The sequence below is a fragment of the Streptomyces sp. NPDC002779 genome (assembly GCF_042888685.1).
In the GTDB taxonomy this organism is placed as follows: Bacteria; Actinomycetota; Actinomycetes; order Streptomycetales; family Streptomycetaceae; genus Streptomyces.
In genome coordinates, this window is sequence record NZ_JBIAQC010000011.1 from 85,106 (window position 1) to 109,161 (window position 24,056).

Sequence of the window (24,056 nt, forward strand, 5' to 3'; positions counted from 1 at the left end):
CCGGTGCCGGAGCGCCCGCAAGGAAAGTGAACTCGCTCTACGCGCGTGGTTCACCTGGCCGGACCCAAATGGTAGACACGGCGTCGACACAGTCCTGTCCGCCAGCAGGAAGGTTCCACCATGTCCGACCACGGCTTGCAGAGCCGCCGTCAGATGCTCGCCCGCACCGGCGCCCTGGGCGTCTCGATCGCCTTCGCCGGGAACCTCAGCGAACTCTTCGCGGGCACGGCCGCCGCGCAGAACCTGGGCCACACCGGTTACGGCCCCCTCATCCCGGACCCGAACGGCCTCCTCGACCTGCCGAAAGGTTTCCGCTACCGGGTCCTGTCCCGCGAGGGCGACCCCCTGCGCTCGGGAGAGGGCCAGGTCCCCTCGAACCACGACGGCATGACCGCCCTGGCCGGCCGGCACGGCCGGGTCCACCTGGTCCGCAACCACGAGAACCGCCACACCGCGAGACTGCCCGTCCCGGCGGTCGAGGGCCTGACGTACGACCCGCAGGCCAAGGGCGGCTGTACGACGCTGACCCTGGACGCCCGCGGCAAGGTCGTCGCCGAGCGCGTCGGCATCGCCGGTACGGCCGTCAACTGCGCGGGCGGGCCCACGCCTTGGGGTACCTGGCTGACCTGCGAGGAAAACGAGGACAAGGCGGGCACCAACGGCTACACCAAGGACCACGGCTTCATCTTCGAGGTGGACCCCGCCGACCCGCACCGCAGCGGCGCGGTACCGCTGACCGCGATGGGCCGCTTCCAGCACGAGGCGGTGGCGGTGGACCCGAAACGGGGCATCGTCTACGAGACCGAGGACGCCTTCCAGCGGCCCTTCGGCCTGTTCTACCGCTTCCTCCCCCACCAGCCCCTCGGCGGCGGAGGTTCCCTGCGGGCGGGCGGCCGCCTCCAGGCGATGCGGGTGCCGGACGTACCGGACCTGTCGTCGGTCCAGGAACCGGGAACGTCCTTCGACCGGGTCGAGTGGGTCGACGTACCGGATCCCCTGGCCGCCGCGACCCCGATCCGCCTCCAGGACTTCGGCCCCCGGGGCATCACCCACGCCCAGAAGCTGGAGGGCTGCTACTGGGGCGGCCGCTCGGTCTACTTCGTGTCGTCCTTCGCCCGCAGCGCCGAGGGCTCGGCGGCGGACCACTACGGCCAGATCTGGCGCTACGACCCGGAGCGCCGCCGGCTGACCCTGGTGATCGTCTTCGGCCCCGACACGGACATCCAGCTCCCCGGCGAATCCCCCGACAACATCTGCCTGGCCCCCTCCGGCGGCCTCATGGTCTGCGAGGACGGCAACGGCGCCCAGCACGTCTACGGCGTCACCCGGCACGGCGAGGTCTACGCGATGGCCCGCAACGCCCAGAACATCGGCACGCCCGAGGAACCGGAGTGGGGCGAGTTCGCCGGAGTCGCCTTCTCCCCGGACGGCCGGACGATGTACGTCAACTGCTACACGCCGGGGACGACGTTCGCGGTGACGGGACCCTGGCGCGGGTGACCGGCCTCTGACCGGGTGACACGGCCCCGTGTCGGCGGCGCCCGCGATCGGATGAACGGCATATCACCGTAATTCTCATACGGTGATCACTCGTGTACGCAGCATCACCGCCGTCTGTGTCCTGGGCGCCGCACTCGCCGCCTGCGGCGCCCCCCAGACCCCCCGGGCCGCTCGTCCAGCGCCCGCCGCGACCTCCGTCGCCCCCTCCCAGCCGCCGACGCTCGCGCCGGGGCCCGCCGGACTCACCCCCGTGTTCACCAACGGGCCCCGGACCCCGGACAAGACCGTCGCGCTCACCTTCGACGCCGACATGACCGCCGACCAGGGGCCGCGGGCCCTGGCCGGGGAGCGGTTCGACAATCCGGGGCTGATCGGGGCGCTGCGGGAGCTGAAGGTGCCCGCGACCGTGTTCATGACCGGGCGGTGGGCCGAGGAGTACCCCGGCCAGGCGCGGGCCATCGGGCGGGACCCGCTCTTCGAGGTCGCCAATCACTCCTACAGCCATTACGCCTTCACCGGCGACTGCTACGGGCTGCCGACCGTGCCCGAGGACCGGATGCGGGCGGACGTGGAGCGGGCGTACGCCGCCTTCCGCAAGGCCGGGGTGCCGGACGCGCGGCCGTACTTCCGGTTTCCCGGGGGGTGTTACGACCGGCGGGCGCTCAAGGCGCTGACCCCGGCCGGGGTGACCGCCGTGCAGTGGGACGTGGTGAGCGGGGACGCCTTCGCCACCGACGCCGACGCCGTGGCCCGCCAGGTGCTGGACGGGGTGCGGCCGGGCTCGGTCGTCGTCCTGCACTGCACCCGCAGCGCCGCCCCCACCACCGAGCGCGCCGTCCGCACGATCGTGCCCGAGCTGCGGCGCCAGGGGTTCCGCTTCGTCCGGGTCTCCGAGCTGATCGGGGCCGCCCACGACCGCCGGTGACCGTTCTACGCTGGAGGCATGAGCGACGCCGACTACTGCACGATCGCCGACGCGACCAAGCCGCCGAAGGCCGAGGGGCCGCCGTACGCGGAGTGCGTGCTGTGCCGGGAGCCGACGGAGTACCCGGAGTCGTACAAGGGCCTCACCCTGTGCCCGGTGTGCGAGTGGCGCGAGGCCGAGCGGACCGCCTGCTCGGGGTGAATCCGCGGGAGCAGGCACCGGTCCTCGGGCTGGCAGACTGGGCGGGGTGAGCCACGAAACCACGTCCGCCGCCGAAAGCCCCTCCCGCACCGAGCCCGCCTCCCGCGACCTCGCCCCGCAGTACGTGCTGCCGCTCGTCGTCCGGATCGAGCGGGCCGCTCCCCCGGCCCGTACCGACGCCCTGGAGACCGCCGCCCGAGCCGTCCTGGTGCTGCTCGCGGACGAGCGGGCCGCCGGGGACGGCGAGTGGGCCGAGGCCGTGCGGGACTGGCAGGACGCGCGGATCCGCAAGGTCGTACGACGGGCCCGGGGCGCCGAGTGGCGGCGGGCGGAGGCCCTGCCGGGCATCACCGTGACCGGCGGGACCGCCGAGGTACGGGTGTTCCCGCCCGTCCCCCTCGACGGCTGGCCCAAGGATCTCGCCAGGCTCCAGGTCTCCGGCACCGACCTCGACGACCCCGAAGCCCCGGCCGCTCCGGACCCGGCGGCCCCGGTGCTGTGGCTCAACCCCGACCTCGGCATGTCGGCCGGCAAGGCGATGGCCCAGGCCGGTCACGGCGCCCAGCTCGCCTGGTGGGACCTGACGGAGCAGGAGCGCACCGCCTGGCGCGACGCCGGCTTCCCGCTCGCCGTACGGACGGCGCCCCGCGACCGCTGGCCCGCGCTCACCACGAGCGGCCTGCCGGTCGTACGGGACGCCGGCTTCACGGAGATCGCCCCCGGCTCCTGCACGGTGGTCGCCGATCACCCGGCGCTGCGCCAGCAACCTCAAATGTTGCTCTGAAGCCACGGCAGAAGCGATTCACCGCCGCGCGCCGGGGCCATACCCCCTCCACGCACGTGCTGGGCGTGACGGAGGGGGACCACGATGGAGCGACTGGGTACGGGGATCGGATGGCGGCCGGAGATCGCGGACGCCGTGGCACGCATGCCGGGCATCGACTGGGTCGAGGTCGTCGCGGAGAACGTGTGCCCCGGCCATCTCCCCGCGGCGCTGCTGCGGCTGCGCGAGCGCGGGGTCACCGTGATCCCGCACGGTGTCTCGCTCGGCCTCGGCGGCGCCGACCGGCCCGACGCCGCCCGGCTGACCGCATTGGCCGAGCGGGCCGAGGCGCTGGGCTCGCCGCTGGTCACCGAGCACATCGCGTTCGTCCGGGCGGGCGGCCCGCTCACCGCGTCACCTCACCTGGAGGCGGGCCATCTGCTGCCCGTGCCGCGCATCCGGGACGCCCTCGCCGTGCTGTGCGAGAACATCCGGATCGCCCAGGACGCCCTCCCCGTCCCGCTCGCCGTGGAGAACATCGCCGCGCTGATCTCCTGGCCCGGCGAGGAGCTGACCGAGGGACAGTTCCTGTACGAACTGGCCGACCGCACCGGCGTGCGGCTCCTCGTCGACGTGGCCAACCTGCACACCAACCACGTCAACCGGGGCGAGGACCCGGCCGAGGCGCTCGCCGAACTCCCCCTGGAGGCCCTCGCGTACGTCCATGTCGCGGGCGGCTTCGAGCGGGACGGCGTCTGGCACGACAGCCACGCCCACCCGGTCCCGCGGCCGGTGCTCGACATCCTCACCGACCTGGCCTCCCGGGTCGCCCCGCCCGGTGTCCTGCTGGAGCGCGACGAGAACTTCCCCGGACCGGCCGAGCTGGAGCGGGAGTTGGCGGAGATCCGGGCGGCCGTCGAGAAGGGCGGCCAGGAGCCGAAGGCCCCGGCCGGCCCGGTGGGCCGCCCCCTTGCGGGACCGCCCTCCCCGGCCGCCCGCGAGCGCGTCGCCCTCGCCCAGGCCGCGCTGCTGTCCGCGCTCGTCGCCGGGACACCCGTACCCGAGGGATTCGACCGGACGCGTATGGGTGTCCAGGCCCGGGCGCTCGCCGGGAAGCGGGCGGACGTGGTGGCGAAGGTCGCGCCCGAACTGCCCGTCATCCTCGGCCCGCGCTACCGTCCCGCCTTCCTCGCCTACGCCCAGCGCAACCCCATGACCGGCGGTTATCGACGCGACGCGCTCGACTTCGCCGGGCACCTGCTGGACACCGAGGGGACGCTGGACGGCCGCGCCCGCAGGGAGCTGGGCCGGTGGCGGCGCGAGCGCTCGGGCCCGGCCCCGCGCCCGCCCGCGCGGCTGGCGCGGATACGCCGGACCCTGACCCGCCGGTGACCGAGGGGCCCGCCGAGCCGTGACCTTTCCCACGGAACGTTGCATATCGGCAACGCTCCGTCCGGATGGTGAATAAGGCATGGCGTTCGCACGGGCGTTTGGCATAGAAACGCGGCATGTTCTGGGTCCTCCTCCTGCTGCTGGCCTGGGCCGTCGCCGGCCTCGCGTGCACCCGGCTGTGCCTGGCCGCGGTCCACGCGGCGGCCGTGGACGTGAACGCGGGCCGAGCGCACGATCTGACGCTCTACGAAGCCGCGTTCCTGTCGGGCGGCCCGCGCCGGGTCGCCGATCTGACGCTCGTCTCCATGGCCCGCCAGCGTCGGCTGCTGCTCGCCCGCACGGGCTGGGCGACGGTCGTCGACCCGCGCGGCCGGGACGACATCGAACGGTCCGTCATAGGGGCGATCGGGCCCGAGGGCCAGTCCCGGATCGCGCCGGTGCGGGACGCCGCGGCCGACGCGGAGGCGGTGGGCAGCCTCGCCGAGCGGCTGGTCCGGGCCGGTCTCGCCGTTCCCGACGGAGCCCGCACCGGCATAGCGGCCGCGGTCCAGCGGGTGCGGCTCGCCGCGGCGGCCGTCCTGGCGCTGGGCGCGACCGCGCTGCTCATGCCCGGCGCGACCGAGCTGCCCCGCCACTTGGTCGCCCTCTGGTTCGGGCTGCCGCTCGCGCTCACCCTGAGCTGTCTGGCCATCGCGCGCGTCGAGGTCCACCCGTACTCGCGCTGGGCGTCCCCGGCCGGACAGCGGCTGCTGGGCGCGCTGACCCCACACACGGGCGGCGGGGACGACCGTACGTACCTCACCACCGTCGCGGTGCGGGGCGTCCGCGCGATCGGCGAGCCGGACCTGCGGGCGGCCTTCGAGCAGCGCGCGCCCCACTGGCGCGACTGACACCCCGGCCCAGGGGGCGCACAGGGAGCATTGGCGCCGACACCGGCCGGACGGTGCTTGCCTTCGCCCACAACCGACCGAAGCATCCCTTTTGTTGCGTCCGTGCACCGAAGGGATACCCGATGAGAGCCCTCGTCCTCCACACGGCCGCCGGGTCGTTGCTCCTGAGCTCCCTCGCCGCCACCCCGGCCGGTGCCGCGGAGGCCGTCCCGGGTCTGGCCGAGCTGCGCGGCACCGTGGTGGCCGCCGCGCGGGCGAGGGTGACCGGCATCGACTTCGGCTCCTGCTCCGAGGAGCAGGACATGCCGGGATCCCTGCAGTGTGGCACGGTCAAGGTCCCGCTGGACTACGCGCGTCCGGACGGCCGGCAGATCGAGCTGACGGTCAGCCGGGTGCGGGCCACCCACAAGGACCCGCACAACAGCAAGCGCCGGGTGCCCCGGCAGGGTGCCCTGGTCTTCAACCCCGGCGGGCCGGGCGCCTCCGGCATGTACTTCCCGCTGATCGGCCTGATGCCCGAGTGGAAGCGCCTGGCGGCCGCCTACGACCTCGTCGGCTACGCCCCGCGCGGGGTGGGCCGCAGCGCTCCGCTGTCCTGCCAGGACCCCGAGCACTTCTTCAAGGGGCCCGCACCGGCGCCCACCCATCCCTCGGAGTCGTACAAGCGGGAACGCATCGCCCGGGCCAAGGCGTACGCGCGCGGCTGCGCCCAGCGCTCCGGCGGCGCGCTGCGGCACTACCACTCCCTCAACAACGCCCGCGACCTGGACGTCCTGCGGTCCGCGCTGGGCGAGGAGCGGCTGACGTTCATGGGCGCGTCCTACGGCACGTACTTCGGCGCCCTGTACGCGACGCTCTTCCCCTCGCGGGTGCGCCGGATGGTGTTCGACGCGGCGGTGAATCCGGACCCGGAGCAGATCTGGTACCGCAACAACCTCGACCAGTCGGCCGCGTTCGAGGGCCGCTGGGCGGACTTCCGGGAGTGGATCGCCAAGCACCACAAGGTGTACCGGCTGGGCGACACCCCGGCGAAGGTGCTGCGCAGCTACGAGCGGGCGCGGGCGCGGCTCGCCGCCGAACCGGCGGGCGGGAAGGTGGGGCCGCGACAGCTGCACGGGGCGTTTCTCCAGACCGGGTACTACGACGACTACTGGCCGTACCGGGCGCAGGCGCTGTCGGCGTATCTGAAGGGCGATCCGAAGCCGCTGATCGACATCGCCTCGCCGGTGAAGGAGGCCGCCGTCGAGGCGGAGAACAGCAAGGCGGTGTACACGGCCGTCGAGTGCAACGACGCGGCCTGGCCCACCGACTGGCGGGTGTGGGACCGGGACAACACCCGGCTCGCCCGGGTGGCGCCGTTCGAGACGTGGGACAACGTGTGGGCGAACCTGCCCTGCGCCTTCTGGCCCGCGCCGCGTCAGCGGCCGCTCGATGTGCGGACGGCGCCCGGTGAGCTGCCGCCGACGTTGATCCTCGCCGCCGAGCGGGATGCCGCGGCGCCCTATCAGGGGGCGCTGGAGCTGCACCGGCGGCTGGCGGACTCGGTGCTGGTGACCGAGCGGGACGCGGGGACGCACGGGGTCGCGGGCGGGCCCAACGCGTGCGTCAACGCGCATGTGGAGATGTATCTGCTGGAGGGGCGGCTTCCGGTGCGTCGCACCGCGTGTGCGCCGCGTCCGGAGCCGCGTCCCGCCACGTGAGGGGCGGCCGAGGGCCTCAGGCCAGCCCGGCGATCAGGTCCGCCACCGACTTGCGGCGGCCCGTGTAGAACGGGACCTCCTCGCGTACGTGCATGCGCGCCTCGGACGCGCGCAGGTGGCGCATCAGGTCGACGATGCGGTACAGCTCGTCCGCCTCGAAGGCGAGGATCCACTCGTAGTCGCCCAGCGAGAAGGAGGCGACCGTGTTGGCGCGGACGTCCGGGTAGCCGCGGGCCATCTTGCCGTGGTCGGCGAGCATGCGGCGGCGGTCCTCGTCGGGCAGCAGGTACCAGTCGTAGCTGCGCACGAAGGGGTAGACGCTGACGTAGTCGCGGGGCGTCTCGTCGGCGAGGAACGCCGGGATGTGCGAGCGGTTGAACTCGGCGGGGCGGTGCAGCGCCATGTTCGACCAGACCGGCTCCAGCGCGCGGCCGAGCCGGGTGCGGCGGAAGAGGTTGTACGCCTCCTGGAGCTGGTCGCTGGTCTCGGCGTGCCACCAGATCATGACGTCGGCGTCGGCGCGCAGCCCCGACACGTCGTAGGTGCCGCGGATCGTCACGTCCTTGGCGGCGAGCTGGTCGAACAGCTCCTGGACCTCGTCGGCGTAGCCCGCGCGGTCCTCGGGGAGCACGTCCTTCAGCCTGAAGACGGACCAGAGGGTGTAGCGGATGACATCGTTGAGGTCCTTGGCCAGCTTGCCCTTGTTCGGGATCCTGCCGGGCTCGGTGGTGGGGGCGTCGTCACTCATGGTCCTTATTCTCCTGCTCCTCCGTGCAGACTCTGCACCGGGTGGGCGGTGAGCTGCTGCACAGCGCGCAGATCACCGTGGATCTGGTCGACGGCCGCGTAAGCGCTCGCGATGCACGCCGGGATGCCCACGCCGTCGTAGGCCGCGCCGCACACCGCCAGGCCCGGCACCTTGCCCAGGTGGTCGCGGATGCGGGCCACGCGCGCGTGGTGGCCGACCGGGTACTGGGGCAGGCCGTCGGTCCAGCGGGTGACGCGGGTGGCGAGCGGAGTGGCGGTCAGGCCGGTCGCCGCCTCCAGGTCGTGCCGGGAGACCTCGACGAGGTCGGTGTCCTCCCGCTGCAGGATCTCCGTCTCGCCGTACCGCCCGACCGAGGTGCGCAGCACCAGCACGTCCGGGTCCTGGTCGGCGATCCAGGCCCACTTGTGGGAGGCGAAGGTCGACGCCTTGATGGTGCGGCCGTCGACGGGCGGCACCAGGAAGCCGCTGCCGGCGGGCAGTGCGGTGCCGGCGCGCCGGTAAGCCAGGGTGACCAGGGCCATGGAGGCGTACTCGACGGCGGCCAGTTCGCTCGCGGCGGCCGGGGCTTCGGCGCGCAGCAGGTCGGCGGCGGCCCGCGCGGGTACGGCGACGACGACGGCGTCCGCGCGCAGCGTCCGCTCGCCGGTGACGACCCGCCAGCCGTCCGGTTCGCGGCGCAGCCCGGTCACCGGCGCGCCGGTGACGATCTCGCCGCCCCTGGCCCGCACCGCCTGAGCGACGGCGAGCGGAAGCGTGCCGATGCCGCCCTCGATGCCCATGAACACCGGGCCGCTGTGCTGAGCCGCCGCCGCACCGGCCTGGATCGCGCGGACCGCCTCGGTCAGGGAGTCATGGGCCTGCGCGGCCCGGAAGAGCTGCGGGACGGCCGAGCGCATCGAGATGCGGTAGGCGTCGCCCGCGTACACCCCGCCCAGCAGGGGCTCGACCAGCCGGTCGACGACCTCGCGGCCCAGCCGCTCCGCCACGTACGCGCCGACCGCCACATCGTCACCGACCTCGGTGCGGGGCAGTGCGGCGTCGCGCTCGATACGGGCCAGGCCCTCGTCGGACAGAACGCCGGCCAGGGCGGCGGCGGTGCCGGGCACGCCCATGACATGGCCCTTGGGCATGGGGCGCAGGGCGCCGCGGGTCCACAGCGAGGCGGTGGCGGTGGCCGGGGGCTGCAGGCGCTCGGCGAGACCGGCCTCGCGGGCGAGTCCCACGGCCTCAGGGCGGCGGGCCAGCATCGACTCGGCGCCAAGATCCACCCGGACGCCCGCGATCTCGCCGGGCAGCAGCTTGCCGCCGATCCGGTCCGATGCCTCCAGCACGGTCACCCGGCTGCCCTCGGCCAGCAGCCGGTGGGCTGCCGCGAGGCCGGCGATCCCGGCGCCGATGACGACGACCTGTCCGTGTTCCGCTGGAGTGTCCGCTGCGTGCATGAGCCCACTCTCTCAAACGCCACTGACACTCCCGCCGACGCCGTCCGGCCCTTCGCGTGCCCGGCCCGAGTCCCGACCGTGACCGCATCGGAACCACCGGAGGCCAACGTCCGGGCCTCCTGCGGCGTCGAAGAAGCATCAGCCGTCACGACCCTCGGGGGGTAACACACCATGCGCGCACCACGTTCCGTACGACCTGCCCATGCCGTCGCCGGCGTTCTGCTGGCGGCAGCCCTGGCGCTGACCGGATGCACCGGCGGCGCCGACTCCGGCGACTCCGCCGGCAGCAACGAGGGCGCCAAGTCCCAGGCGGACAGCGCCGCGGGCGCGGCGGCCTCCGGCCAGTCAGGCGCCGAGAGGGCGGATGCCCCGCCCAGGATCACCGCGAGCCACATCATCCGTACGGCGTCGCTGACCGTGCAGGTCAAGGACGTACCGAAGGCCCTCGACGAGGCCCGCGCCACCGCCGAGAACGCGGGCGGCTACGTCGGCAACGAGACGACCACCCGCGACCAGGACGGCAGGGAGCGCACCCGCGTCGTGCTGCGCGTCCCCGTCGGCTCCTACGCGGACGTCCTCGCCGACCTGGAGGGCACCGGCAAGCTGCTCGACCGCACCGCCAAGGCGCAGGACGTCACCGAGCAGGTCGTCGACGTGGAGAGCCGCATCAAGTCGCAGCGGGCCAGCGTGACCCGGATCCGCGCGCTGATGGACCAGGCCACCAAGCTGACCGACGTGGTGACGCTGGAGGGCGAACTGAGCACCCGCCAGGCGGACCTGGAGTCGCTGCTGGCCCAGCAGGCCTCCCTGAAGGACCGCACGAGCCTGGCCACCATCACCCTGTCGCTGTCCGAGACACCGGTGAAGAAGGCGGTGGCCGAGGACGACGACCCCGGGGTGATGGACGCGCTCACGGGCGGCTGGGACGCCTTCGTGACGATGCTGCGCTGGATCGTCATGGCCGTGGCGGCGGTCCTGCCGTTCGCCGTGGGTGCGGCCCTGCTGATCGTGCTCTGGCTGCGGCTGGTGCAGCCCCGGCTGACCCCGCGCCCGGCACCCGCGCGCGAGGAGGACTGACCGCGAGCCCGAAATGATCTGCGCCCGTAGCGTGTTCGCATGAACATGAAGCGTGGGCGGGGTCCGAGGGAACGGCTGGTCGTGATCGGCGGCGACGCCGCGGGGATGTCCGCGGCGTCGCAGGCACGGCGCATGAAGGGCGCCGCCGAACTGGAGATCGTGGCCTTCGAACGCGGCGATTTCTCCTCGTACTCGGCGTGCGGCATCCCGTACTGGGTCGGCGGCGACGTCGCCGGGCGCGACGAGCTGATCGCCCGGACGCCCGAGGAGCACCGCGCGCGGGACATCGATCTGCGCATGCGCACCGAGGTCGTGGAGGTCGACCCGGCCGGGCAGCGGGTACGCGCGCGTGACGTCGATTCCGGGGCCGAGTCCTGGACGTCGTACGACAAGCTCGTGATCGCCACCGGTGCGCGGCCGGTCCGCCCCGACCTGCCGGGCGTGGAGGCGCCGGGGGTGCACGGGGTGCAGAGCCTGGGCGACGGGCAGGCGCTGCTGGACACGCTGGCACGCACGCGTGGGCGGCGCGCGGTCGTGGTCGGCGCCGGTTACATCGGGGTGGAGATGGCCGAGGCGCTGATCAAGCGCGGGTACGAGGTGACGGTCGTCAACCGCGGCGAGGAGCCGATGTCCACGCTCGACCCGGACATGGGCCGCCTGGTGCACGAGGCCATGACGGGCCTCGGCATCACCATGGTCGGCGGCGCCGAGGTCACCGGAATCCGCACCGGCGACGACGGCCGGGTCCGCGCGGTCGTGACGCAGGACGCCGAGTACCCGGCGGACGTCGTCGTGCTCGGCATCGGGGTCCGCCCGGAGACGACACTGGCGCGCCGGGCGGGGCTGCCCCTGGGGCGGCACCAGGGGCTGCTGACGGACCTCGCGATGCGGGTGCGCGGACACGAGAACATCTGGGCGGGCGGCGACTGCGTGGAGGTCCTGGACCTGGTCTCCGGTCAGGAGCGCCACATCGCGCTGGGCACCCACGCCAACAAGCACGGGCAGGTCATCGGCACCAATGCGGGCGGCGGCTACGCCACCTTCCCCGGTGTGGTCGGCACCGCGGTCAGCAAGGTCTGCGACCTGGAGATCGCCCGCACGGGCCTGCGCGAGAAAGACGCGCGCCGGGCCGGCCTGCAGTACGTCACGGCCACCATCGAGTCGACCAGCCGGGCGGGGTACTACCCCGGTTCCTCCCCGATGACGGTCAAGATCCTCGCCGAGCGTCGCACCGGCCGACTGCTGGGCGTGCAGATCGTCGGCCGGGAGGGCGCCGCCAAGCGCGTGGACATCGCGGCGGTGGCCCTGACCGCGGGGATGACGGTGGACCGCATGACGGCCCTGGACCTCGGCTACGCCCCGCCGTTCAGCCCGGTGTGGGACCCCGTCCTGGTGGCGGCCCGCAAGGCGGCGAGGGCCGTGTCCGAGGACTCCTAGGCCGAGCCGCTGATCCTCGGCAGCGACGCCACCGACGCGCCGGCGGGGGCGGCCGCCGGCTGCTCCCCCGTGCCCGTGCCCGGCCTGGCATGCGCGGCCGGCGGCCGCACGGACCGCAGCCGATGGCTCACCGCCTCGTCGAGCGTCACCGGACGCCCCGTCTGCGCGGCCAGCCGGCCGGCCTCCTGGCCCAGCCGCGCCACGTCCTCCCAGGGGAGCCGCACCACCACGGAGAGCTCGGCCTCACCGTCCGGCAGCGCGTGCATCGACGGAGCAACTCTTTCGTTCATCGCCTGTCCTCCCGTAGTCCGGTCGACAAGCCATACGCGCGCAACGGCCCCGGCGTTCACCGATTCCGGGACCGCATCCAGGGAAGAAGTCACTCGTGGTCATCCCCGTCCATGACGTGAACCCCGTACGCGGCACCCCGTACGTGACGTACGGCCTGATCGCCGCGAACGTCTTCGTCTTCCTGGCCCTGCCCGGCACGGTGGGCATGCCCTGGGAAAGCCGCCTGGCCCAGACCTGCGAGCTGCACGCGCTGCTGGACCAGTACGCCGCGGTGCCACGGGAGTTGATCCACGGTCAGCTGCCCCGCCTGGTCCCCACCGGCGACGTCTCGGTCGGCCCGCACGGCCCCGGCTGCGTGGTCGGCGAGCCGGGCTACGACAAGTCACCGCTGCTGTCGGTCTTCACGGCGATGTTCCTGCACGGCGGCTGGCTGCACCTGCTCGGCAACATGCTCTTCCTGCTGATCTTCGGCAACAACATCGAGGACCGCATGGGCCATGTGCGGTACGTGCTGTTCTACGTCGTGTGCGGCTACGCGGCCGGTTACGGCTTCGCGCTGCTCAACGCCGACTCCGGCGACCCGCTGATCGGCGCCTCGGGCGCGATCGCCGGGGTGCTGGGCGCCTATCTGGTGCTGTATCCGAAGGCCAGGGTGTGGGTGCTGGTGCCGTTCCTGGTCTTCCTGCCGCTGAGACTGCCGGCCTGGATGGTGCTCGGCTTCTGGTTCGGCCTCCAGGCGGTGTACTCGTCCGGCGAGGGCATCTCGGAGGCCGGGACGATCGCGTACACCGCGCATGTCGTCGGCTTCCTCGCGGGCATGCTGCTCGCCTGGCCGCTCAAGCCCGGCACACCGCCGCCGCCGGAGCCGCGCGGCCTGCTGTTCGGCAGACGCGCCCGGCCCCGCCAGACGTGGTGAGTCAGCGCGCGGTGCGGGTGTGGACGTACTCCACGAGCCGGGTCAGGGAGTCCGGGTCGGTGTGCGGCATGACGCCGTGGCCGAGGTTGAAGACATGGCCCTCCAGGCCCGCCGCGGCGTCGAGGACCTCCTGCGTCTTCGCCTCGACGGCCTCGGTGGTGGAGAACAGCACGGTCGGGTCGAGGTTGCCCTGGAGCGCCTTGCCGGGGCCGACCCGGCGGACGGCCTCGTCCAGCGGGACGCGCCAGTCGACGCCGACGACGTCCGCGCCGGCCTCGCCCATCAGGCCGAGCAGTTCACCGGTGCCGACACCGAAGTGGATGCGCGGGACGCCGTATCCGGCGACGGCCTCGAAGACCTTGGCCGAGGCGGGCATCACCGAGCGGCGGTAGTCGGCGGGGGCGAGCGCGCCGACCCAGGAGTCGAAGAGCTGGACCGCGGAGGCGCCGGCCTCGATCTGGACCTTCAGGAAGCCGGCCGTGATGTCGGCGAGGCGGTCGAGCAGCTCCGCCCAGAGCTCCGGGTCGCCGTACATCATCGCCTTGGCGTTCTCGTACGTCCGGGACGGGCCCCCCTCGACGAGGTAGCTCGCGAGGGTGAAAGGCGCGCCGGCGAAACCGATGAGCGGGGTGGAGCCGAGCTCGCGGGTGAGCAGGCCGATGGCCTCGGTGACGTAGGAGACGTCCTCGGGGGTGAGGTCGCGCAGCCGGGCCAGGTCGGCGCGGGTGCGGATCGGGTTCTCGACGACCGGGCCGACGCCGGGCTTGATGTCGAGGTCGATGCCGATGGCCTTGAGGGGGACGACGATGTCGCTGAAGTAGATCGCCGCGTCCACGTGGTGCCGGCGCACGGGCTGCAGGGTGATCTCGGTGACCAGCTCCGGGCGCATGCAGGACTCGAGCATCGGGATGCCCTCGCGGACCTTGCGGTACTCCGGCAGGGAGCGCCCGGCCTGGCGCATGAACCACACGGGCGTGTGCGGCACGGGTTCGCGGCGGCAGGCCCTCAGGAAGGCGGAGTCGTGCGTGGCGGTCGGCGTCGTCTCGTGTGCACTCACGTCGGAAAGTCTCGCACGGGGGCAAGGGTGCGCTGTCCCCCGCTCCCGGGGCCCCTGTCCCGTCGCCGCCCCGGAAGATCACGGGTGTCTAGGCCAGCGCCGGGGCCCGGTTCCCCTTAATCTTCCGGCATGGCTGCGGCTCAGGAACGACTCTCGGACGGCACTGGTGGGATGGACGAGGCGAAGGACGGTAACCGGGAGGGGAGCGGGACGGCGGTTCCGTCGGCGTTCCAGGCCGCGGTCCAGGCCCTGCGCGGCAGTCGGCTGAGGCCGCAGATCGAGGTGGAGCCGACGCGCGCCCCGCAGCGGCTCGCCCCGCACGCGTACGCGCTGGAGGCGACCGTCCTCGACGGCGACCAGGATCTCGCCGACGGACGTCTGGTGCTGCTGCACGACCCGGCCGGGCACGACGCCTGGCGGGGCACGTTCCGGCTGGTGACGCTGGTGCGGGCGGAACTGGAGCCGGAGATGGCGGCGGACCCGCTGCTGCCGGAGGTGTGCTGGTCGTGGCTGACCGGCGCGCTCCAGGCGCGCGGACTGACGTACGGCGAACCCAGCGGCACCGTCACGCGCGCGAGTTCGCACTACTTCGGCGGCCTGTCCGAACGCCCCTCCGCCTCACAGATCGAGATCCGCGCCTCCTGGACCCCGCGCGAGGGGCTGGGCGGGGTGCCGGACACCGCGGCGCATCTGGCGTCCTGGGCGGATCTGCTCGCGCAGGTCGCGGGGCTGCCGCCGGCCGGTCCCGGGGACGCGGCGGTGGTGACGCTGCCGCAGCGGAGGGGACCGCAGTCGCGGTAGCGGTGCCGGGACGGGTGCATGAGGGCGATGGCGTGGGCATCACTTTGTCGATACGGCCACTTTCAGTCATCACAGACACTCGAACGAACCGATTCGTTCACCGAACGATCGACCGTACGTCCGAATTGCACTAATTGTTACTCACTAGATCGTGATCATTGTCTAAAGGACTCCGCGTTCGGTGCCGAAGACGTCTTTGACCTTCAAAGCCGTCCGCACCCCAGGAGGCCTGGTGTCCGTTCTCCTCGAGCAGCCCGCAAGCCTGGTCGCCTACCGCCCGAACAAGCCGACCGCCATGGTGGTCGTGGCCGACCCCCGCGTCCGCTCCACCGTCACCCGCCACCTGTGGGCGCTCGGTGTGAGAGACGTCATCGAGGCCTCGTCCGTCGCGGAGGCTCGTCCCCGCATCGGCAACCCCCGCGACATCTGTGTCGCCGACGTCCACCTGCCCGACGGCTCGGGCCTGACCCTGCTGTCCGAGACCCGCGCCGCGGGCTGGCCCAACGGCCTCGCCCTCTCCGCGGCCGACGACATCGGCGCCGTACGCAACGCGCTGGCCGGAGGCGTGAAGGGTTACGTCGTCACCGGCACCCGCACCAACGTCGGGCTCCCCACCCGGCCCGGTGCCGCCCCCATCGGCGCCGCCGCCGCCCGTATGCACCGCCGCCCCCCGGGTGCCCCGAGCCACCCGGGCGGCTACCGCGAACTGTCCGGCCGTGAGGTCGAGGTGCTGCGGCTGGTGGCGGAGGGCCAGTCGAACAAGGCCATCGGAGTCTCGATGGGCCTGTCCGCGCTGACCGTCAAGAGCCACCTCGCCCGAATCGCCCGCAAGCTCGGCACGGGCGACCGTGCCGGCATGGTCGCCGTCGCCCTGCGCACCGGCATCATCCACTGACTCCCCGACCGCCCTTCACGGACGTGAACGGACCGGCCGCCGGCCCGCCCCGCCCGTGCTCCACCCGTCGTGAACCGGACGATGCACCGACCTGACTGGTTTACGACCCCCAAGCGCCCGTCGACGGAACGTTCCGTCGACGGGCGCTGTCCATACACGGATACCCTTGACAGGTGACCGACGCCCAAGACACCGCAGCAGACAGCTCACTGCGAACCACCGGAGGCGCCCCTCCGGACGACGGCGGATCTTCTGTTACGGGGGCGCCGGGCGGGGCGGCCGACCCCGAACCCACCCCTTTGCTGGAACCGCGCGAAGGCATTCCGCCGGTGATCGCCGACGAGGAGTCCCTCGCCCGCGTCATCGAAGCGTTCGCCGCCGGATCGGGACCCGTCGCCGTGGACGCCGAGCGCGCCTCCGGCTACCGCTACGGACAGCGCGCCTATCTGGTGCAGCTGCGCCGCGAGGGCGCGGGCACAGCGCTGATCGACCCCGTCGCCTGCACCGACCTCTCCGGTCTCGGTGTGGCGCTGTCCGGCACCGAGTGGGTGCTGCACGCCGCGACCCAGGATCTGCCCTGTCTCAGGGAAATAGGCATGGTCCCCACCCGGCTGTTCGACACCGAGCTGGCGGGCCGGCTCGCCGGGTTCCCCCGGGTCGGGCTCGGCGCGATGGTCGAGAGCGTGCTCGGCTTCGTGCTGGAGAAGGGGCACTCCGCCGTCGACTGGTCCACCCGCCCGCTGCCCGAGCCGTGGCTGCGGTACGCCGCGCTGGACGTGGAGCTCCTCGTCGACCTGCGCGACGCGCTGGAGAAGGACCTCGACCGGCAGGGCAAGCTGGAGTGGGCCCGCCAGGAGTTCGACGCGATCGCCTCCGCGCCGCCGGCCGAGCCGCGCAAGGACCCCTGGCGCCGCACCTCCGGGATGCACAAGGTGCGCCGCCGCCGGCAGCTCGGCGTGGTGCGCGAGCTGTGGGAGACCCGGGACAAGATCGCCCAGCGCAGGGACGTGTCGCCCGGCAAGGTGCTGTCGGACGCCGCGATCGTGGAGGCCGCGCTGGCGCTGCCCGCCAATGTGCACGCGCTGGCCGCGCTCAACGGCTTCGGGCACCGGACGGGCCGGCGGCAGCTGGAGCAGTGGCAGGCGGCCGTCGACCGGGCCAGGCTGCTCAGCGAGTCGCAGCTGCCGCAACCCGGGCAGCCGGTGACCGGTCCGCCGCCGCCGCGCGCGTGGGCCGACAAGGACCCCGCCGCCGCGGCCCGGCTGTCGGCGGCCCGCGCCGGGGTCTCCGCCCTCGCCGAACGGCTCAACATGCCCCAGGAGAACCTGATCACCCCGGACACCGTGCGCCGGGTGTGCTGGGAGCCGCCGAAGGACGTGGACACCGAGACGGTGGGGGCCGCCCTCGCCGGGTACGGGGCCCGGCCGTGGCAGGTGGAGCAGGTCACGCCGGTGCTGGTGGCCGCGCTGTCGGCCCAGGCGTAGGGCCGGGAGGCACCGCGCGGGAGGGCCGACGACGTCGAGATCGCGCCAAGGTCCGCCGACGACACCCCGCGGTGTGACCTTCGCCGCTTGGTTCCGCGGGACTGGGCAGCTACGTTACTCATAAGTAGCATGGTTGTAAGCGCGCGCTCAGTGCATGCGTGCCGCAGCAGTGCAGTCCCGCATTCTGGAGGAGAGCCATCGTGCCTCGTACCATCAGGGACGTCGTCTTCGTCGACGGCGTCCGCACCCCGTTCGGCAAGGCGGGCCCGAAGGGCATCTACCACGAGACCCGCGCCGACGACCTCGTCGTGAAGGCGATCCGGGAGCTGCTGCGCCGCAACCCCGGTCTCGACCCCAAGAAGATCGACGAGGTCGCCATCGCCGCGACCACGCAGATCGGGGACCAGGGCCTGACCCTCGGCCGCACGGCCGGCATCCTCGCCGGTCTGCCGCAGTCGGTTCCCGGCTACTCGATCGACCGGATGTGCGCCGGCGCCCTGACCGCGGTGACGTCCGTCGCCGGTTCCATCGCCTTCGGTGCCTACGACGCCGTCATCGCCGGTGGTGTCGAGCACATGGGCCGCCACCCGATGGGCGAGGGCGTGGACCCCAACCCGCGGTTCGTCAGCGAGAAGCTGGTGGACGAGTCGGCGCTGTTCATGGGCATGACCGCCGAGAACCTGCACGACCGTTACCCGCACATCACCAAGCAGCGCGCCGACGAGTACGCCGTGCGCTCGCAGGAGAAGGCCGCCAAGGCGTACGCCAACGGCAAGATCCAGGCCGACCTGGTGCCGGTCTCGGTGCGCCGCACCAACCCGGAGGCCGGTGAGACCGGCTGGGGCCTGGTCACCGCCGACGAGCCGATGCGCCCGGGCACCACGCTGGAGAACCTGGCCGGTCTGAAGACCCCGTTCCGCGTCCACGGCCGGGTCACCGCCGGCAACGCGGCCGGTCTGAACGACGGCGCCACCGCCTCGATCATCGCCTCCGAGGAGTTCGCCCGGGAGCACGACCTCCCGGTGAAGATGCGCCTGGTCTCCTACGCCTTCGCGGGCGTCGAGCCGGAGGTCATGGGCTACGGCCCGATCCCGGCCACCGAGAAGGCCCTCGCCAAGGCGGGCCTGTCGATCGAGGACATCAACCTCTTCGAGATCAACGAGGCCTTCGCCGTCCAGGTCCTGGCCTTCCTCGACCACTACGGCATCGCGGACGACGACGCGCGCGTCAACCAGTACGGCGGCGCCATCGCCTTCGGGCACCCGCTGGCCTCCTCCGGTGTGCGTCTGATGACGCAGCTGGCCCGCCAGTTCGAGGAGCAGCCGCACGTCCGCTACGGCCTGACCACCATGTGCGTCGGCTTCGGCATGGGCGCGACGGTCATCTGGGAGAACCCGCACTTCGACGGAGGCAACAAGTGAGCACCACCGCTGAGCTCCTGAAGGGCGCGGCCGAGCTGTTCCCCGACGAGGTCGTCACGTCCGCGCACGTACGCCACCTCGACCTGCCGTCCGGCGCCGGGCGCTTCGCCCTGATCACGCTGGACAACGGCTTCGACCACACCAAGCCGACCACCTTCGGCCCGCAGTCGCTGGCCAACCTGGACACCGCCATCGACCAGGTCGAGGCGGAGGCCGCGGCCGGCGAGATCGTCGGCGTCGGCATCACCGGCAAGCCGTTCATCTTCGCGGTCGGCGCCGACCTCAAGGGCGTCGAGCTGCTGAAGGAGCACCAGGACGCGCTGGCCATCGGCAAGGGCGGCCACGAGGTCTTCAAGCGCCTCGCGGGTCTCGCGGTGCCGACCTTCGCGTACTACAACGGCGCCGCGATGGGCGGTGGCGTCGAGGTCGGTCTGCACTGCCGGTACCGGACCGTCTCCAAGGCGCTCCCCGCGTTCTCGCTCCCCGAGGTCTTCCTCGGCCTGGTGCCCGGCTGGGGCGGCTGCACGATCCTGCCGAACCTGATCGGCGCCGAGAAGGCCGTCTCGGTGATCATCGAGAACAGCCTCAACCAGAACAAGCAGCTCAAGGGCGAGCAGGTCTTCGACCTCGGGATCGCCGACGCCCTCTTCGAGGGCGCGGACTTCCTGGAGCAGTCGCTGATCTGGACCGCGAGCGTCCTCAAGGGCGAAATCGTCATCGAGCGCCCGGCGATCGACCGCGGCGAGGCGTGGGACCAGGCCGTCGCCAAGGGCCGCTTCATCGCCGACTCCAAGGTGCACGGCGCCGCCCCGGCCGCCTACCGCGCCCTGGACATCATCGCCGCCGCCAAGAACGGCGACCTGCAGCAGGGCTTCGACGCCGAGGACCAGGCGCTCGCCGACCTGATCATGGGTGGCGAACTGCGCGCCGGCATCTACGCGTTCAACCTGGTGCAGAAGCGCGGCAAGCGCCCGGCCGGTGCCCCGGACAAGAACCTGGCCCGCCCGGTCACCAAGGTCGGTGTCGTCGGCGCCGGTCTGATGGCCTCCCAGCTCGCGCTGCTCTTCCTGCGCCGCCTGGAGGTGCCGGTCGTGCTGACCGACATCGACCAGGAGCGCGTCGACAAGGGTGTGGGCTACGTCCACGCCGAGATCGAGAAGCTGCTCGGCAAGGGCCGTATCAACCAGGACAAGGCCAACCGCCTCAAGGCCCTGGTCACCGGTGTGCTGGACAAGGCCGAGGGCTTCTCCGACGCGGACTTCGTCATCGAGGCCGTGTTCGAGGAGATCGGCGTCAAGCAGCAGGTGTTCGCGGAGGTCGAGGCGGTCGCCCCGGCGCACGCGATCCTCGCCACCAACACCTCCTCGCTCTCGGTCTCCGAGATGGCGTCGAAGCTGAAGCACCCCGAGCGGGTCGTGGGCTTCCACTTCTTCAACCCGGTCGCGATCCTGCCGCTGCTGGAGATCGTCCGCGGCGAGCAGACCGACGACGCCTCGCTGGCCACGGCGTTCGCCGTCGCCAAGAAGCTGAAGAAGACCGCGGTGCTGACGAAGGACGCCCCGGCGTTCGTCGTGAACCGCATCCTCACCCGCTTCATGGGCGAGATCCAGAACGTCATCGACGAGGGCACCCCGGTCGAGACCGCCGAGAAGGCCATCGAGCCGCTCGGTCTGCCGATGTCCCCGCTGGTGCTGCTGGAGCTGGTCGGTCCCGCGATCGGCCTGCACGTCTCGGAGACCCTCAACCGGGCCTTCCCGGACCGCTTCACGGTCTCCCCGAACCTCGCCGCCGTCGTCAAGGCGGGCAAGCGCGGCTTCTACGTCTACGACTCCGGCAAGCCGGAGCTGGACCCGGAGGTCGCCGCGCTGCTGAAGCAGGGCGATGTCGTCCTGACCGAGGAGCAGGTCCGCGAGCGGGTGCTCGACGCCGTCGCCCAGGAGATCGGGCTCATGCTCGACGAGGGTGTCGTCGCCGAGGCCCAGGACATCGACCTGTGCCTGATCACGGGCGCCGGCTGGCCCTTCCACCTGGGCGGCATCACGCCGTACCTGGACCGTGAGGGTGTCTCGGAGCGCGTGAACGGCAAGAAGTTCCTCGCGCCGGGCGTGGCTTCGGTCCCCGCGTAACAGCGCTGAACGCAGAGGGCCCCCGCCGGTCGGCGGGGGCCCTCTGCGCGTTCCTCAGACCTCCTGCCAGGCGGCCAGCACGAGACCCGGTTCGTCCTTCTGGCGGGCCAGGCGCAGGACGCCGTCCGGCGTCAGGCTGGCGGCCACCACCCGGCCCGCCGCGTCCTCCGCCACGGCGACCCGGGTGCCCGCCGGCAGGGCAGGACCCGACTCCGTCCACCACAGACCCGCCGACTCCCGCTCCGTCGGATACGCGGCGAACGCGACCCGGCCGGAGGAGGAGCGCTGGGCGAGCAGGGTGCAGTCGTGGCCGTCCAGCACACAGCGGACGGCGGACACCCGGCCGGGGCCCGCGGCGGCGAGCAGGGGCATCGGGTCGCCGTCCGGCCGCCAGGCGTACAGCATGCCCTCGGGGTCGGTGTAGAAGAGCGTGGTGTGCTCCTTCGAGGTCGGCAGGGCGCTCAGGGTGCCCGGGGCGAGGGACACCGCCAAGGGGTCGGCCGCGACCGGGCGGCCGCCCGGCTCCTGCTGGAGCCAGCGCAGCACGCCGACGGGACCGGTCGCGTACACCTGGACCAGGCCCGACTCCGCGGTGACGGCGACGAGTTGCTCCGCCACCTTGGAGCCCTTCAGGTCGTGCCAGCCGTTCCAGCCGCCGCGTTCCTTCTGGTTGACGGTGTGCACGCCCTGGCCGCGGTTGCGGACGAAGAGGTAGGCGCGGCCCTCCGTGTCGACGGCGACGGCCGGGGTGCCGGTGCGCTCGCCCTGCTTGTTCGGGTGGCCGACGGGCAGCCAGTCCAGGGCGGCCAGCAGCGGGCGGAAGTGCGTGGAGTGCACCAGGCCCGATTCACCCGCACGAGTGGACCGCCAGCCCACCAGGTGGGCGTACCCGTCCGCGCCCTGCCCCAGCGCGAATCCGGGCTGCACCTTCTGCTCGCCGCCCACCCGGCGCGGGGCGTCCCAGGTGCCCCCGGGGACGTGCTCCGCACGGCACAGGACGGCGTCCTGGGTGTACCAGTAGACGCTGAGGCGGCCATCTCGACCGCGTATGAGCCAGTCGCCGTTCACCGGATCACTCTAAACGGGGGCGTCCCGGGCACCGCGTGCGACCCTGGGGCCATGGAGTGTGCCTTGTTGGTGATCGTCGACGCGGCGAACGTCGTCGGGTCGGTGCCGGACGGCTGGTGGCGGGACCGCAAGGGGGCCGCCGAGCGGCTGCGGGACCGGCTGGCGGCGGACGGAGTGCCGGGGCGGCCGGGGCCCGCCGAGATCGTGCTGGTGGTGGAGGGGGCGGCCCGGGGGGTGTCGTCGGTGGCGGGGGTGCGGGTGGAGTCCGCCGCGGGCAGCGGGGACGACCACATGGTGGACCTGGTCGCCGGGCGGGCGGACGGGCGCCCGTGCCTGGTGGTGACGGCGGACCGGGAGCTGCGGCGGCGGGTGGCGGAGCTGGGGGCTGAGGTGGCGGGACCGCGGACGGTACGGCCGTGACTACCGCGCCGGGGCGTGCAGTACGGCACCGTCCACCACCGCCACTTCCTCGTACCCGGCCAGCACCCGGCGCAGGGACCTGATCCGGTCCGGGGCGTAGGGCTTGCCCCGGGAGTCGTCGACGATCAACCGGGGCGGGCGGGTGGCCAGTTCGCGGTGGAGCGTGGCCCAGGCGCCCCGCATCGCGTACTTCTCGCCCACTGACGGGCCGTCCCGGCCGCCGCTGTAGTTCGTCAGGAGACCCGCCGTCAGATAGCGGGTGGCCGGGGCGCGGTGGGCCAACCAGTACGTCTCCGGGTGTATCCCCCACAGCAGGATCCGGTCGTCCGGTGCGGTGCGGCGGCTGATCGCGTCCGCCAGGCGCTGGGCGTGGGTCAGCTCCGGGCGGGGGGCGAGCAGGCCCCAGGTCAGGAACAGGGCGCAGCAGCAGGCCGAGGTCGCGAGGGCGCGGGTCCGGCGGGCCGGGGGCAGGGTGCGCAGTGCCGCTGTCGCCAGCAGGGCGAGCGGTGGGGTCAGTTGCAGGTAGTAGTGGCCGAATAAGTGGAAGCCCAGGGCGACCGCCCCGGCCGCGGACGCCAGCCACAGCCACAGGTCCGCCGCCGCGGTACGGGCCCGCGCCGCCAGCGGGAGCAGTCCCGCGCAGGCCACCGCCAGGATCGCGGTGTTCGCCACCGCCCGGGTCAGGACGTGGAGTTCGGAGCCGGTGAAGGAGGCGTACGCGCCCGATCCGGTGACCGTCCAGAACACGAAGCCCGCCGGGTCGGTGAGCACCGCCGCCGACAGCACCGGCGCCAGCGCCCCCGCCCCGAGCCGCAGCAGCCCGCCCCAGGACGCCCCGCACAGCCACAGCACCGGCAGCAGCACCGCCCCGCCGGTCTGCTTGGCGAGGAACGCGCAGCCGACGGCAGCCCCCGCCGCCGCCCAGCGCCCCCGGCCCGCGCACCACATGGCGGCTGCCGTGCACGGCAGCATGAACACCTCGAACCCGGCCGCCTGCGCGTCCTCGGGGTTCAGGCCGACGGAGATCAGCAGAAACAGCACGCCCGCCGTGCGGCCAGCGGTGTCGCCCCAGCGACGGCGGGCCAGTGCGGCGAGGAGGGCCGCGGTCAGCAGCTGGGCCAGGACGGCCAGCAGCCGCACCGACACCAGCGAGTCCGAGCCCGCCAGCGCGAACGCCCCCTGGTAGAGCCAGGGTACGAGCGGCGGCTTGCGGTCCACGACCGTCTCGTACAGCTCTCCGCCGTGGGCCAGCATGCGTGCCTGTACGGCCAGGTACCCCTCGTCCGGGTTCCAGAGGGGATGGGCGAAGGACGGGACGCGGGTGAGACAGGCGAGCGCCGTCAGCAGGGGCAGCAGCCGGCGCCAGTAGCCCCGGCCGGCTTGCGGCGGCGTCACGGAGCGTTGCTGGGCGAGGGGCTCGGCGTACATGGAAGTGCACGCTATCCGGCCCCGCAGTCCCTGCCTGAGCGGGACATACGGGG

Annotated in this window: 22 protein-coding genes; 16 read left to right on the top strand and 6 right to left on the bottom strand. The window is 73.0% G+C overall.

All coding sequences use genetic code 11. The annotated features are described in order from the left end of the window. Positions 1-120: 120 nt before the first annotated feature. From ACFYW5_RS28245 to ACFYW5_RS28275, 7 genes are all read left to right on the top strand, one after another. On the top strand, positions 121-1,500 hold the full coding sequence (locus ACFYW5_RS28245) for a PhoX family protein (protein WP_389419909.1): 1,380 nt from the start codon (positions 121-123) through the stop codon (positions 1,498-1,500). 82 nt (positions 1,501-1,582) lie between these two features. Next, entirely contained in the window at positions 1,583-2,425 is an 843-nt protein-coding gene (locus ACFYW5_RS28250; protein ID WP_389419910.1) for a polysaccharide deacetylase family protein, read from the top strand. Positions 2,426-2,443: 18 nt separating this feature from the next. Beyond that, positions 2,444-2,626, top strand: a complete 183-nt coding sequence (locus tag ACFYW5_RS28255; RefSeq protein WP_389419911.1) for a hypothetical protein — start codon at positions 2,444-2,446, stop codon at positions 2,624-2,626. Positions 2,627-2,672: 46 nt separating this feature from the next. Continuing rightward, positions 2,673-3,410, top strand: coding sequence for a peptidyl-tRNA hydrolase (locus ACFYW5_RS28260; protein ID WP_389419912.1), 738 nt, complete (start codon positions 2,673-2,675; stop codon positions 3,408-3,410). A gap of 84 nt (positions 3,411-3,494) precedes the next feature. Continuing rightward, positions 3,495-4,781, top strand: a complete 1,287-nt coding sequence (locus ACFYW5_RS28265) for a DUF692 domain-containing protein (RefSeq protein WP_389419913.1) — start codon at positions 3,495-3,497, stop codon at positions 4,779-4,781. A gap of 116 nt (positions 4,782-4,897) precedes the next feature. Then, the gene (locus ACFYW5_RS28270; RefSeq protein WP_389419914.1) at positions 4,898-5,671 is read left to right on the top strand and encodes a TIGR04222 domain-containing membrane protein; all 774 of its coding nucleotides are present in this window, start codon (positions 4,898-4,900) and stop codon (positions 5,669-5,671) included. Between the two features lie 122 nt (positions 5,672-5,793). Further along, positions 5,794-7,371, top strand: coding sequence for an alpha/beta hydrolase (locus tag ACFYW5_RS28275; protein ID WP_389419915.1), 1,578 nt, complete (start codon positions 5,794-5,796; stop codon positions 7,369-7,371). A gap of 16 nt (positions 7,372-7,387) precedes the next feature. On the opposite strand, the gene hemQ is transcribed toward ACFYW5_RS28275, so the two are convergent. After that, entirely contained in the window at positions 7,388-8,119 is a 732-nt protein-coding gene (gene hemQ / locus ACFYW5_RS28280) for a hydrogen peroxide-dependent heme synthase (protein WP_389419916.1), read from the bottom strand. Between the two features lie 5 nt (positions 8,120-8,124). Beyond that, positions 8,125-9,582, bottom strand: coding sequence for a protoporphyrinogen oxidase (hemG, locus tag ACFYW5_RS28285; RefSeq protein WP_389419917.1), 1,458 nt, complete (start codon positions 9,580-9,582; stop codon positions 8,125-8,127). A gap of 171 nt (positions 9,583-9,753) precedes the next feature. On the opposite strand from hemG, the gene ACFYW5_RS28290 reads away from it, so the two are divergent. Continuing rightward, the gene (locus tag ACFYW5_RS28290; RefSeq protein WP_389419918.1) at positions 9,754-10,659 is read left to right on the top strand and encodes a DUF4349 domain-containing protein; all 906 of its coding nucleotides are present in this window, start codon (positions 9,754-9,756) and stop codon (positions 10,657-10,659) included. A 39-nt stretch (positions 10,660-10,698) separates the two neighbouring features. Further along, the gene (locus ACFYW5_RS28295; RefSeq protein WP_389419919.1) at positions 10,699-12,096 is read left to right on the top strand and encodes an FAD-dependent oxidoreductase; all 1,398 of its coding nucleotides are present in this window, start codon (positions 10,699-10,701) and stop codon (positions 12,094-12,096) included. Here the strand turns inward: ACFYW5_RS28295 and ACFYW5_RS28300 are convergent. Further along, positions 12,093-12,386, bottom strand: a complete 294-nt coding sequence (locus ACFYW5_RS28300; RefSeq protein ID WP_389419920.1) for a hypothetical protein — start codon at positions 12,384-12,386, stop codon at positions 12,093-12,095. The two genes, ACFYW5_RS28295 and ACFYW5_RS28300, sit on opposite strands and share 4 nt — an antisense overlap. A gap of 95 nt (positions 12,387-12,481) precedes the next feature. Between ACFYW5_RS28300 and ACFYW5_RS28305 the strand changes: the two genes are divergently transcribed. Further along, positions 12,482-13,303 carry a rhomboid family intramembrane serine protease gene (locus ACFYW5_RS28305; RefSeq protein WP_389419921.1) on the top strand — a complete coding sequence of 274 codons (822 nt, stop codon included), beginning with the start codon at positions 12,482-12,484 and terminating at the stop codon, positions 13,301-13,303. A 1-nt stretch (position 13,304) separates the two neighbouring features. On the opposite strand, the gene hemE is transcribed toward ACFYW5_RS28305, so the two are convergent. Continuing rightward, positions 13,305-14,360 carry a uroporphyrinogen decarboxylase gene (hemE, locus tag ACFYW5_RS28310; RefSeq protein WP_389419922.1) on the bottom strand — a complete coding sequence of 352 codons (1,056 nt, stop codon included), beginning with the start codon at positions 14,358-14,360 and terminating at the stop codon, positions 13,305-13,307. A gap of 129 nt (positions 14,361-14,489) precedes the next feature. Here hemE and ACFYW5_RS28315 point away from each other — a divergent pair, with 129 nt between their 5' ends. From ACFYW5_RS28315 to ACFYW5_RS28335, 5 genes are all read left to right on the top strand, one after another. Continuing rightward, positions 14,490-15,161, top strand: coding sequence for a DUF3000 domain-containing protein (locus ACFYW5_RS28315; RefSeq protein ID WP_389419923.1), 672 nt, complete (start codon positions 14,490-14,492; stop codon positions 15,159-15,161). A 232-nt stretch (positions 15,162-15,393) separates the two neighbouring features. After that, on the top strand, positions 15,394-16,056 hold the full coding sequence (locus tag ACFYW5_RS28320; RefSeq protein WP_053751649.1) for a response regulator transcription factor: 663 nt from the start codon (positions 15,394-15,396) through the stop codon (positions 16,054-16,056). Between the two features lie 173 nt (positions 16,057-16,229). Beyond that, positions 16,230-17,540 (top strand): ribonuclease D, encoded by a 1,311-nt coding sequence (locus ACFYW5_RS28325; RefSeq protein ID WP_389419924.1) that lies wholly within the window; start codon positions 16,230-16,232, stop codon positions 17,538-17,540. A gap of 200 nt (positions 17,541-17,740) precedes the next feature. Beyond that, the gene (locus ACFYW5_RS28330; protein ID WP_389419925.1) at positions 17,741-18,961 is read left to right on the top strand and encodes a thiolase family protein; all 1,221 of its coding nucleotides are present in this window, start codon (positions 17,741-17,743) and stop codon (positions 18,959-18,961) included. Then, positions 18,958-21,087: a 3-hydroxyacyl-CoA dehydrogenase NAD-binding domain-containing protein gene (locus ACFYW5_RS28335; RefSeq protein WP_389419926.1), complete on the top strand. Its 2,130-nt coding sequence runs from the start codon at positions 18,958-18,960 to the stop codon at positions 21,085-21,087. The genes ACFYW5_RS28330 and ACFYW5_RS28335 overlap by 4 nt, the downstream gene beginning before the upstream one ends. A 54-nt stretch (positions 21,088-21,141) precedes the next feature. Here ACFYW5_RS28335 and ACFYW5_RS28340 read toward each other — a convergent pair whose 3' ends face one another. After that, positions 21,142-22,155: a hypothetical protein gene (locus ACFYW5_RS28340; RefSeq protein WP_389419927.1), complete on the bottom strand. Its 1,014-nt coding sequence runs from the start codon at positions 22,153-22,155 to the stop codon at positions 21,142-21,144. A 51-nt stretch (positions 22,156-22,206) separates the two neighbouring features. Between ACFYW5_RS28340 and ACFYW5_RS28345 the strand changes: the two genes are divergently transcribed. Beyond that, entirely contained in the window at positions 22,207-22,575 is a 369-nt protein-coding gene (locus ACFYW5_RS28345; RefSeq protein WP_389419928.1) for an NTP pyrophosphohydrolase, read from the top strand. Here ACFYW5_RS28345 and ACFYW5_RS28350 read toward each other — a convergent pair whose 3' ends face one another. Next, positions 22,576-24,003, bottom strand: a complete 1,428-nt coding sequence (locus ACFYW5_RS28350) for a glycosyltransferase family 39 protein (protein WP_389419929.1) — start codon at positions 24,001-24,003, stop codon at positions 22,576-22,578. Positions 24,004-24,056 lie beyond the last annotated feature (53 nt).

Coding starts and splice junctions, on each gene's coding strand:
- ACFYW5_RS28245 (WP_389419909.1), top strand. CDS start 121: ATGTCCGACCACGGCTTGCAGAGCCGCCGTCAGATGCTCGCCCGCACC.
- ACFYW5_RS28255 (WP_389419911.1), top strand. CDS start 2,444: ATGAGCGACGCCGACTACTGCACGATCGCCGACGCGACCAAGCCGCCG.
- ACFYW5_RS28265 (WP_389419913.1), top strand. CDS start 3,495: ATGGAGCGACTGGGTACGGGGATCGGATGGCGGCCGGAGATCGCGGAC.
- ACFYW5_RS28270 (WP_389419914.1), top strand. CDS start 4,898: ATGTTCTGGGTCCTCCTCCTGCTGCTGGCCTGGGCCGTCGCCGGCCTC.
- ACFYW5_RS28275 (WP_389419915.1), top strand. CDS start 5,794: ATGAGAGCCCTCGTCCTCCACACGGCCGCCGGGTCGTTGCTCCTGAGC.
- hemQ (WP_389419916.1), bottom strand. CDS start 8,119: ATGAGTGACGACGCCCCCACCACCGAGCCCGGCAGGATCCCGAACAAG.
- hemG (WP_389419917.1), bottom strand. CDS start 9,582: ATGCACGCAGCGGACACTCCAGCGGAACACGGACAGGTCGTCGTCATC.
- ACFYW5_RS28290 (WP_389419918.1), top strand. CDS start 9,754: ATGCGCGCACCACGTTCCGTACGACCTGCCCATGCCGTCGCCGGCGTT.
- ACFYW5_RS28295 (WP_389419919.1), top strand. CDS start 10,699: ATGAACATGAAGCGTGGGCGGGGTCCGAGGGAACGGCTGGTCGTGATC.
- ACFYW5_RS28300 (WP_389419920.1), bottom strand. CDS start 12,386: ATGAACGAAAGAGTTGCTCCGTCGATGCACGCGCTGCCGGACGGTGAG.
- ACFYW5_RS28315 (WP_389419923.1), top strand. CDS start 14,490: ATGGCTGCGGCTCAGGAACGACTCTCGGACGGCACTGGTGGGATGGAC.
- ACFYW5_RS28345 (WP_389419928.1), top strand. CDS start 22,207: ATGGAGTGTGCCTTGTTGGTGATCGTCGACGCGGCGAACGTCGTCGGG.
- ACFYW5_RS28350 (WP_389419929.1), bottom strand. CDS start 24,003: ATGTACGCCGAGCCCCTCGCCCAGCAACGCTCCGTGACGCCGCCGCAA.